The 10,742-nt window shown below is 39.4% G+C and carries 8 protein-coding genes and 1 pseudogene; all 9 read left to right on the top strand.

Features of this window, described 5'->3' with window-relative positions; translation table 11 throughout:
• On the top strand, nucleotides 1-1,039 hold a 1,039-nt coding region (locus ACP5NR_RS08430), incomplete at its 5' end, for an extracellular solute-binding protein (protein WP_428006316.1).
• 14 nt (nucleotides 1,040-1,053) lie between these two features.
• Entirely contained in the window at nucleotides 1,054-2,310 is a 1,257-nt protein-coding gene (locus tag ACP5NR_RS08425; protein WP_428006315.1) for an ABC transporter substrate-binding protein, read from the top strand.
• Nucleotides 2,311-2,350: 40 nt separating this feature from the next.
• Nucleotides 2,351-3,625, top strand: a complete 1,275-nt coding sequence (locus ACP5NR_RS08420; RefSeq protein WP_428006314.1) for an ABC transporter permease subunit — start codon at nucleotides 2,351-2,353, stop codon at nucleotides 3,623-3,625.
• The gene (locus ACP5NR_RS08415) at nucleotides 3,622-5,325 is read left to right on the top strand and encodes an ABC transporter permease subunit (protein ID WP_428006313.1); all 1,704 of its coding nucleotides are present in this window, start codon (nucleotides 3,622-3,624) and stop codon (nucleotides 5,323-5,325) included. The genes ACP5NR_RS08420 and ACP5NR_RS08415 overlap by 4 nt, the downstream gene beginning before the upstream one ends.
• A gap of 18 nt (nucleotides 5,326-5,343) precedes the next feature.
• Complete coding sequence (locus ACP5NR_RS08410) at nucleotides 5,344-6,594, top strand: ABC transporter substrate-binding protein (RefSeq protein WP_428006312.1); 1,251 nt, start codon at nucleotides 5,344-5,346, stop codon at nucleotides 6,592-6,594.
• A gap of 14 nt (nucleotides 6,595-6,608) precedes the next feature.
• Nucleotides 6,609-7,133: a TIGR00725 family protein gene (locus tag ACP5NR_RS08405; RefSeq protein WP_428006311.1), complete on the top strand. Its 525-nt coding sequence runs from the start codon at nucleotides 6,609-6,611 to the stop codon at nucleotides 7,131-7,133.
• A gap of 190 nt (nucleotides 7,134-7,323) precedes the next feature.
• Nucleotides 7,324-7,677: pseudogene (locus ACP5NR_RS08400) on the top strand (aminopeptidase); the annotation flags it as partial.
• Between the two features lie 49 nt (nucleotides 7,678-7,726).
• Complete coding sequence (locus tag ACP5NR_RS08395; protein ID WP_428006310.1) at nucleotides 7,727-9,184, top strand: alpha-L-fucosidase; 1,458 nt, start codon at nucleotides 7,727-7,729, stop codon at nucleotides 9,182-9,184.
• Nucleotides 9,185-9,329: 145 nt separating this feature from the next.
• Entirely contained in the window at nucleotides 9,330-10,400 is a 1,071-nt protein-coding gene (locus ACP5NR_RS08390) for a M24 family metallopeptidase (RefSeq protein ID WP_428006309.1), read from the top strand.
• The last annotated feature ends 342 nt before the right edge of the window (nucleotides 10,401-10,742 follow it).

Raw genomic sequence — 10,742 nt, 5'->3', positions numbered from 1 at the left:
GGCAGCACAGGCAAATACACTTCCAACCATTGCTCAGGTGTATCCGGCATGGGCAGGCTCTCTTGTGGCTCAAGGTGTCGTAACACCTATGGATGCTTTTTCCGATTTTTCGACAGTTGCATCTCAACTTTATCCTTCCATCATCGATATGAGCAAGATAAATGGAAGGATTTATACACTTCCATTCAACCAGAGCATTTACGTGCTTTATTACAGGCCTTTGATGTTTCAAGAAGCGGGCATAATGCCTCCAAAGACGATGGAAGAACTTGCGAATGATGCGAAACTTTTAACTGTAGTTCAAAATGGCAAAACAGTAAGATATGGTCTCGGATTCAGAACAGAGTACGGTGTTTTGACTGCCGTGGCAAGACAATTCGGTGGAGGTAAATACATAACTCCAGAAGGTTCTCTCATAATAAATTCTCCTGAAAACGTTCAGGCTCTCACCTTTCTTGTAAATCTTGTAAAAGATGGCTATGCCTACGCGAAATTCGATTATTTCGACAATGAATTGACAACTTCTTCCATTGCCATGTTGATAGGAGAAGGTGCGGATCTTCCATTCGATCTTTCAGATGTTGCCGGGCAAAAAGATGGCATAGAAATGGCTTCGTTCCCTGTTGGAATAAGCAATCAAACTGCACCGCTGTTCAGAGGACAGACACTCGTTATTTTTAACACCGCAACTTCAGAACAGCAACAGGCTGCATGGCAGTACGTGAAATTTTTGCTCACTCCGGCTGTTCAAATTTACTGGGCAATGAACACGAATTATTCACCGCTCAATAAAACCGTTACCGGTCTTGATCAGTGGAATTTGTTTGCTCAAAGTACGTCATACAATCCGTCAACGATAGCCCAAGGCCTTGCAAATGGGATTTCTTACTCTGAAAATCTTCCTTGGTGGCCCAGCGTTATCAACAACATTCAAACGGCTTTTCAAAATGCCGTTCATTTGACGATGACACCGCAGGAAGCTCTTGATTGGGCTCAACAACAATCTCAAATTGTTCAAGATAAATATCTTGGCAAATAAAAGGAGGAATGCGAATGAAGAATAAATTCATGATTTTGATTTCTGTTGCTTTGATTATGGCGTTTTTTGCATTACCGGTTTTTGCCCAGCCTGTGGTTGTTACATTTTGGGAAGGCATGGGAGCAAAACTCGGTACAACTCTTCAGACGATAACCGATCTTTTCAACAAACAAAATCCGGATATTCAAGTTAAACTTGTTTATCTTGGAAGTGATGACGATGTTGACTCTAAATTGCTCACCGCTCTTACGGCAAACAACCTACCCACGATGTCTCAATTGGAAGGACCATGGGGGTCTGTGCTTGTCTCAAAAGGTGTGGTTGCCCCGCTTTACGAATTCCCAGGCTTTACACAATTGGCGAGTTCAATTTACGCACCACTGCTTGTTTCCGGCACTTTTAACGGAAAAGTATACACACTGCCATTCAACAGAGATGTTTTCGATCTCTTCGTAAGACCTCAGATCTTCGAACAGGCAGGACTTTCTTATCCAAAGACAATGAATGAAATGGCACAGGATGCCAAATTGCTTACCGTTGTGCAAAATGGAAAAACTGTCAGATATGGTCTTGGATTCAGAACAACATACAGGCAATTCACAGCCGTTGCATATCAATTTGGAGGCAATTACGTAAGTCCGGATGGCAAAATAACGATAAATTCACCTCAAAATGTGGCTGCTTTGACTTACCTTGTTAACCTTGTCAAAGAGGGCTACGCTTACGGAAAATTTGATTATTTCGACAACGAATTGACAACCTCTTCGGTTGCCATGTTACTTGGCGGAAGTGCGGAACTAACATACGATCTTTCCGATATAGCAGGTCAATCAGATGGCCTTGTGATGGTACCTATTCCTTCAGATGTTACTTTCAGACCCATGCTATATGGAAACAACATAGCGATCTTCAACACCGCAACTCCTGAGCAGCAACAAGCTGCATGGAAATATCTCCAATTCCTTTTGAGCCCTGCCATTCAACTTTACTGGGCAGTTCAAACTGGATACATACCGGCTGCTAAACAGGTTGCCGATCTTAGTCAGTGGCAAAATTTCGTTTCTCAAAATACAAACGGTATAAACACCATAATGATTGGTCTGGATCAATCCGCTGATTATGCTCCAAACCTTCCGTGGTGGACAACGGCAAGTGATGCGATTCAAACTGCTTTCCAAAATGCCGTGAATTTCAAAATGACACCTCAAGAAGCACTTGACTGGGCTCAACAACAGGCCGAACAGGCGTACGCAAGTTATAATGCAAAATGAAAGGTAGGCCTTTCGGCCTACCTTTTTGGTGGTGAATGAATTGAATAAAAAAAGTAAGTACATAATCGGTTATCTTTATCTCATACCGGCCCTTGTGATCTTCATACTCTTTACTTATTGGCCAGCCATATATTCTTTTTATCTGAGTTTTTTTAACACCACCACGAGTACTGGTCATGCCATTTTTGTTGGCCTTTCGAACTACGCTTACCTTTTTAGAACTGGTCAACTTCCTTACGCTTTTTCGACTGCTTTTGAATATTCGCTCGTGAGGTTTATATTTGCCTTTGTGATTTCAATTGCCATTTTTGCATGGATAGAAAGCAAAGGAAAAGGTTTGCTAAAAAATGTGATACCTTTGATTGTAATTCCCATCCTTGCGATCTCTTTAGTTTATCCGGCGCTGTCTTTTTGGGGTGGCAACATTTACATGACCATTCTGTGGATCGCGTTTGGAGTTTTATCTTTTTATTTTGTTAAAAAGATGACTTTTTTGAAATCGCATACAATACTTTTTTTGCTTTCGATTCTTGGATTTTACATCGTTGCCTATTACATAGGAAATAGGAATATAGATCTTTACACGCTTTTTTTTAACATATCTCAAAATAACACATTTGTGGCTTCAATTTGGAATACTTTCTATTTTGTCATAATAGACGTTCCGCTTACGATAGGCATATCCCTTGCGGCCGGATTGCTAATGAAAAACCTACCATTTTTTAAATCCTTTTTCAGAACGGCATTTTTCGCACCGTACGTTGCATCTATCGTTGCCGTCAGCCTTTTGTGGCTATGGTTGTTCAATTATCATTACGGGATATTCAATTTCATACTCTCGTGGTTTGGGATTCCTCCTATAAACTGGCTCAACAGTGCTGCCCTAACCATGCCGACCGTTGCCATCTTGAGTATATGGGAATATTTTGGCTATTATGGATTGATCTTTCTTTCCGGACTTCAAAACATAGATCAGGAATATTACGAGGCGGCTGAAATAGAAGGGGCAAATTCATTCCAAAGATTCATGTACATCACATGGCCTTTGCTCAGTCCCATAACATTTTTTGTCATGGTGGTTTCTTTGATAAATGCTTTTCAGGTTTTCACGCAAGTTTACGTGCTTTACAATCAATTGCCAGGTCCTTACGCAAACAGCGGTCTTACGATGGTCTTTTACATATACAACACATTCTACAACGAACAGCAAATGGGACTTGCATCTGCCGCGGCATATGTTTTACTTGGAATTATAATGGTGTTAACTTTGATCCAGTTTAGAACGACTGAAAAGAGAGTTGAGTACAACATATGAAAAAACAAAAAAAGAAAATAATTTACTTCTTTTATTATGTGGCTGCCGTGATTCTTGCAATTTTTGCGATAGGTCCTCTTGTGTGGATGGTCGACACTTCTTTTAAGACTAATTCGGAAGTTTTGAGTTATCCTCCGAGTTGGGGCACAATAAATGCCATGCCTTCAAGAAATTTGGTTGCCAATTTGGTTAAAACGAGGGCTGCCCAAGGAGTTAACGCCTCAGCGCTTTCTCTTGAATCACTTCTTGGTTCACTTTCAACAACGCAAACCACGGCACTTGGTAGCCCGGATACTCTTGCAGTTCAAATACTTGGTGCTTCCGGATATCGCGGTACAGGAACAATGCCAAGGAGAGGGACTCTTACACTTTCTATAATTGATAAAAACGGAAATTTTGCTTCCTATCCGACAAAATTCAGTACGTCTGATTTCAACAAAGTTGTCAATCAAATATCTTCTATATCGCCATTAAGCAATGATGTTGAACAATCAATTTCAAATCTCAGTCAATACACATCCGATCCTCAAGAATACATATTGAGTTTCTACGATGCTTTTCTTTATGGTCCAAATCCTGTTTTCTCGAGGATAAATTTCATATCAAATCTTTTGAACGTAGATGGAATGAATTCATTTCAAGATCAACTTGCCATTTTTAAGAAAGGAATAGGCCCTCTCACAGGCACAGAGTTAAAAGAGATAAGTAAAATTCTCGAAAACGCTTTGAATCTCACAACCAACTCAAATTCAAAGACGGAGATATCCAAATATTTGAATGACATAAAAATTTACCTTGATTTTGACCAATTCTATGAAGCACAAAAGCAAACGAAATTTGATCAACCAATAGAACTTGCATTTATTCCAAAATCAAATCAGTTGAAGATAGTCAAAGCACCGTCAATCGTTGAAAACGCTTATATTGCTGGTGATGAGATATACATAACGTTTAAAAATACCAGTTTTGTTTGGTTTTTAAATGACAGCGTTTCCGTCAAAGCCAATTACAACTTCTGGGAAGTACTTGCCAATTTCTTTGACAATTACGTTAGCGCATGGAATTCAGCACCTTTTGGAATTTACTATTTTAACAGTATCTTTGTCGCAGTAGTAACGACAGTTCTGAATATCATCTTCGACGTTATGATGGCCTTTGCATTTTCAAAACTTACCTTTCCGGGAAGAGATAAGATCTTCATAGCCATAATAGCAACCATGATGATACCTTATCAGGTTTTGCTTGTTGCAGATTACTTGATAATACATTCGTTTGGGTGGATAAACACTTACTATGCGCTTATAATTCCATGGTCTGCCACGGCATTTGTCATATTCTTGATGCGTCAAAGTTTTAATTCGATTCCAAATGATCTTTACGATGCCGCAAAGATCGACGGTGCATCATCATGGAGATTTTTGTGGACAATAGTCGTACCGTTATCCATGCCGGTCATAATAACCGGAGCACTGCTTACATTTTTAGGCAGTTGGAATTCCTTCCTTTGGGTTTTGATAATGACCGATACCGCCAATATGAGGACCTTGCCGGTAGGTTTGCAGAATTTCATAATAAATTCTGGTGCCATTTTCAATCAATTGATGGCAGCGGCAACCTTTACCATGATACCTGTGGTGATAGCATTCCTTTTCTTCCAAAAGTATTTTGTCAGTGGATTTTTCAGATCGGGAATCAAATAATAAAGGAGGAGATTTTCCATGAAACGTTTTTACCTTTTTATATTGATCATTTCTTTGGTAGCGATGATTGCCTTTGCCCAGAAGATAGAAATAAATTTTTGGGAGGGCATGTCTGGAAATCTTGGAACAACTCTCGATCAAATAACGGCGATGTTCAACGAACAAAGCACCGAGGTGCACGTCAATCTGCTTTACGTTGGAAACGGATCTGATCTCGATTCAAAGTTAATTGCTGCCGCAGAAACCAAAACGCTTCCAACAATGGCCCAGGCTTATCCGACATGGGCCGCAGCCCTTGTTTCAAAGGGAGTGGTCGTACCAATGGATGAATTCAGCGATTTCAACAGTGTCGCGAGTGAAATATATCCTGCCGTCCTTGACATAGGAAAAATAAATTCAAGAATTTACGGCTTACCTTTTAACCAGCAATCTTATCTGCTTTTTTACAGACCTCTCATGTTTCAGGAAGCAGGGCTAAATCCTCCAACGACGCTGGATGAACTTGCCGCGGATGCAAAAATTTTAACGGTAAAGGAAAATGGCAAAGTCGTAAGGTATGGACTTGGATTCAGAGATCAATCATGGATATTCACCGTTATAGCAAAACAATTCGGTGGCGGAGAATACATGAGAAACGGAAAGATAACGATAGATTCAACCGCAAACTTAAGAGCGATGAATTTTTTACTTGATCTTGTTAAAAATGGATATGCATACACAAAGCAAGGATATTTCGACAACGAACTCACCACCTCTTCCGTCGCGATGATAATAGGCGGAGCGGCAAATTTACCCTTTGATCTTTCAGATATAGCAGGTCAATCAGATGGAATAAAAATGGCTCCTATCCCGGTTGGCCCGGCGGGTAAGATATCGCCCGTGCTTGCCGGTGAATTACTTTTGATCTTCAACACCTCTTCAAAAGCGGAACAAGAAGCAGCCTGGGAATATACGAAATTTTTGCTGTCGCCAAGTATCCAAATGTACTGGGCAATTCATACGAATTATTCTCCTTTAAACGTTAAAGTACCGACTTTGCCGGAGTGGGGAAATTATGTCAATCAAAGTCAGTATGGTGTTTCTGCGATAACATCCGGTCTTGACAACGCCATGTCATATGCTCAAAATTTGCCATGGTGGACTTCTCTTGACAGTGCCATCGGAACTGCTTTTGAAGATGTCATGAATGCTTACAAAAGTCCTCAAGAGGCTTTAATCTGGGCACAGCAACAGGCAGAACAGGCTGAAAACACATTTTATCAAAAATGACAGGATGGTGAAGAATGAAAGTAGCCGTTATAGGGCATTCGGGGCATCTCGATAAATCGACTTTGAATGATCTGTGTGAAGATATAGGTTATGAAATAGCAAAACATGGCCATGTGATCGTGAATGGTGGTACGGGTGGAGTTATGGAGGCAGTCTCTCGTGGTGCAAAAAAGGCCGGAGGTATAGTCGTTGGTATGCTTTCGGGCCATGAAAAAGGCAACGACTATTTGACGATTGAAATAGAAATGGGATTCGATGCCTCCATAAGTTCCGTCTTCATGATGTACAACGCGGATGCCGTGATAAGTATAGGCGGAAGATCGGGTACAGCCCTTGAGTTGTTTGCCGCTTACTTAAAGAAAATACCCATAATTTTGATGGCAGGAACCGGCGGCTGGACCGACAGAATGATAAATGACCTTGTTGATGGAAAATATCTCGATGAAAATAAAATTGTCGAGGTTAAGATTGCACAAAGAGCCGAAGATGTAATGGAAATAGTGTCAGACTTAGAAAAAAAGATAATCAGTCAAAAATGACATACCCCCACCACTTATAGAAGTGGGGGTTTCTTGCTCAATGGTGTATTTTGCGTGTGCTGTATTTTTATAACCATATTACTTGGAAACATTACAAAATAAAGATTATTTGACTTTTTCTAATTGTATTTGGCAAGATAAAATTGATCCGCGCCGCCCACAGAAACTGATCCACCATCTTGAATAAACATTCAAAGATGTGTTTGAAGCAAACAATTCTGCCTTTCTCAGGAAAGGTGTGGTTATTACAAAATACACTGGCACCCGTGGTAAAGTCGGTTCAAATGATGCTGATGCCGAATTCGTTGCAAAGATAAGGAAAATGTTTAACGATAACAAAGTCGTCTGGCAAACCGGAGAACTCGGAAAGGTCGATGTAGGAGGTGGAGGTACTGTAGCCTTGTTCTTTGCGGAGTACGGCATGCATGTTGTTGATGTCGGACCTACATTGCTTGGAATGCATTCACCCTTTGAAATAGTGTCAAAGGCCGATCTTTACCAGGCATATCTTGCATATCTTGTATTCATAAAAGATTATGAATAGTTCACAATATCTGATTTGTTAACATTTTATAAGGAAAGATGGGTATGAAATGAAATTTGAATCAACATGGAATTCTGTAAGAGAACATAAGGTTCCAAAGTGGTTTCAAGATGCAAAATTCGGAATATATACTCATTGGGGAATATATTCTGTGCCAGCTTTTGGCCCAAATGGTAGCTGGTATCCATATAACATGTATCGAGAAGAAACTCCTCAATATGAATATCATATAAGAAATTATGGACATCCATCAAAATTTGGATACAAGGACTTTATCCCGATGTTCACAGGAGAAAGATTTGATCCAGATAAATGGGCTGATCTCTTTAAAAACGCTGGAGCTAAATTTGCCGGTCCTGTAGGTGAACATCATGATGGATTTAGCATGTGGAATAGTCGTGTCAATGATTGGAATGCCGCAAGAATGGGTCCTAAGAAAGATGTAGTAGGAGAATTAGAAAAGTCTATTAAAAGCCAGAATATGAAATTTATTGTAGCCCTTCATCATGCGGAAAATTGGTGGTTTTTCCCTCACTGGGAAAAAGAATATGACACTGCTGATCCTATGTATAGTGGATTATATGGTCCTCTACATAATCTTGATTTGGCTGAGAAAATGCCTGAAATCAAAGGTAAAGGTCTAAAATATGAACAATGGCCTTTGCAGGATAAACCTACTAAGGAATTCCTTGACAAATGGTTAGCTAAAATTTACGAAGTTATAGATAATTATCAACCAGATATGCTTTGGTTTGATAATGGAATTGATTTTATACAAGAACATTATAGAAGAGAATTTCTGGCTTATTACTATAACATGGGAAAAGAATGGGGGAAAGAAGTAGTAGTAACATATAAAAGTCATGAACTTGTACCTGGCTCTGCCGTGGTAGATCTAGAATTAGGACGTTTTAATGAATTAACTTACCATACATGGATTACAGACACTACAGTAGACGATGGTCATGGATGGGGTTATTTAAAGAACACAAAATATAAAACCGCCACTGAATTAATACATTACCTTATTGACAATGTAAGTAAAAATGGATTGCTTCTTCTCAATGTAGGGCCAAAGCCTAATGGCGAAATCCCAGAAGAAGCGGTAGATATCCTTTTAGAGATAGGAAAATGGCTAAAAATGAATGGGGAAGCCATCTATGGGACTACTCCTTGGCTGACATATGGAGAAGGACCACATAATATAACGAAATCGGGAGAGTTCAATGAGGACGAGAAAATTAGATATACAGGGGAAGATATACGTTTTACAAGTAAGGATAACAATCTTTATGCTATTTGTTTAGGGTGGCCTGGTAAAGAATTAACTATTAAAATTGTAGCGGAAAAATTCTATGAGTCAGAAATTAAGTCTATAAAGATGTTAGGAGTGGACAAAACACTATCTTGGAAGATGACAAAAGAAGATCTTAAAATCCAGACTCCTGAAAAGAGGCCCTGTGATCATGCTTATGTATTTAAGATTGAAAGAAAACATCCATTTTAGTTCTCATTTGATAACTTTGAATTTTTAATAAATACATTTTGATTGGCAAATTGTTGTAAAGGGAGAGTAAAAAAAGAATTGAGGAATAGCAAAGAAGTTCAAAATTGAATTGACTCAATTTAAAAATGATTGGAGGAGGATTTAAATGTCTACGAAAGAAAGAAGTTCAAAACTTTACCGCAAACTTAAAGATAAAGGAATAGATTATTTTCTTTCCATAACCTTTGAAAGGTCAAACACGACGGTAAGGTATTTAAGTGGATTCACAGGAGACACAGGTTGTGTGATAGTGGGGGAAAAAGAAAGATACTTGCTTGTTGATTCAAGATTTTACACGCAGGCTGCTCAGGAATCGGACTGTGAAATAGTCAAAGTTGGGAATTCCTCTAATTTGACTAAAAAAGCCTTGGAAATTCTCAAAGGGAAAATTGTTGGGATAGAAAATGGTAAATTTTTTCATTCGTGGTATGCGGATATGTCAAATGATCTGCAACTCCAGAATGTCGAAGAAGATCTTTACGCCATTCGAGCGGTAAAAGATCGAGAAGAAGTTGACAAGATAAAAAGGGCCATAGAAGTTGCACAAAATGCCCTTAAAAAGACTCTCGAGAAATTTCATGTTGGAATGACGGAAAAGGAATTTTCTTCGTTACTCGGCTACGAGATGGAAATGCATGGTGCACAAAAACCGTCTTTTGATACGATCATAGCCTCTGGATACAGAGGTGCTCTTCCACATGGTCTTGCGTCGGATAAGAAGATGGAAAAAGGAGAGATGGTGGTCGTTGATTTCGGTGCACTCGTGGATGGATATTGCAGTGATATAACAAGGACTTTTGGGATAAGCAAAGTGCCGCAAAAGGCTTTGGATGCCTATTTGGCAGTGCTTGGTGCTCAACTTAAAGCGATAGAAAGCGCAAAATCAGGAATGACTGGTAAAGAAATAGACGGTGTTGCACGTAATTTTCTCAAAGAAAAGCAACTTGATGGATATTTTGGTGGTGGTCTCGGCCATGGTCTTGGGATGGATGTTCATGAATATCCATTTCTTAGTGAATGGTATGATAAACCCATAAATGATATGGCAGTTGTAACCTTTGAACCCGGTGTTTACATTCCAGGTGAGTTTGGCATAAGAATAGAAGATGACGTTTTGCTTACCGAAAATGGACATGAAGTTTTATCTAACTTCAAAAAAGAATTTACAGTTATATAGATTTCCCGATATTTTCAGTCTGAAACTTTTATACTGCGTGGTAGGTTGTTGTGGAGTGAGATTCAAAAAAGAATTGAGGAATAGCAAAGAAGTTCAAAATTGAACTGACTTGCGAAACAAAACAGTACTTCGAGAAAGGTTTGTCTAAAAAACATTGGAGATGATCTTATGGAAGAACTTTTTGGATATGCCGGAAAGATACTAATGTGACAATGCAGGTGACTGGCCAACAAAGAACTGGCACTCGAACTCATGGGGTAAAGGTGGGGATCTCGAGGAAAGATGACGAGATTCCTCAACGTGTGAAAAAAGTTCCGGATTTTGGGAAATATGCGACTGTTC

The organism is Athalassotoga sp. (assembly GCF_049965695.1).
GTDB lineage: Bacteria > Thermotogota > Thermotogae > Mesoaciditogales > Mesoaciditogaceae > Athalassotoga.
This window is presented reverse-complemented; position numbering and strand designations above follow the sequence as displayed.

Bases quoted from the DNA above. Each gene is read 5' to 3' on its own strand.
- ACP5NR_RS08425 (WP_428006315.1), top strand. From the start codon at position 1,054: ATGAAGAATAAATTCATGATTTTGATTTCTGTTGCTTTGATTATGGCG.
- ACP5NR_RS08415 (WP_428006313.1), top strand. From the start codon at position 3,622: ATGAAAAAACAAAAAAAGAAAATAATTTACTTCTTTTATTATGTGGCT.
- ACP5NR_RS08410 (WP_428006312.1), top strand. From the start codon at position 5,344: ATGAAACGTTTTTACCTTTTTATATTGATCATTTCTTTGGTAGCGATG.
- ACP5NR_RS08405 (WP_428006311.1), top strand. From the start codon at position 6,609: ATGAAAGTAGCCGTTATAGGGCATTCGGGGCATCTCGATAAATCGACT.
- ACP5NR_RS08395 (WP_428006310.1), top strand. From the start codon at position 7,727: ATGAAATTTGAATCAACATGGAATTCTGTAAGAGAACATAAGGTTCCA.
- ACP5NR_RS08390 (WP_428006309.1), top strand. From the start codon at position 9,330: ATGTCTACGAAAGAAAGAAGTTCAAAACTTTACCGCAAACTTAAAGAT.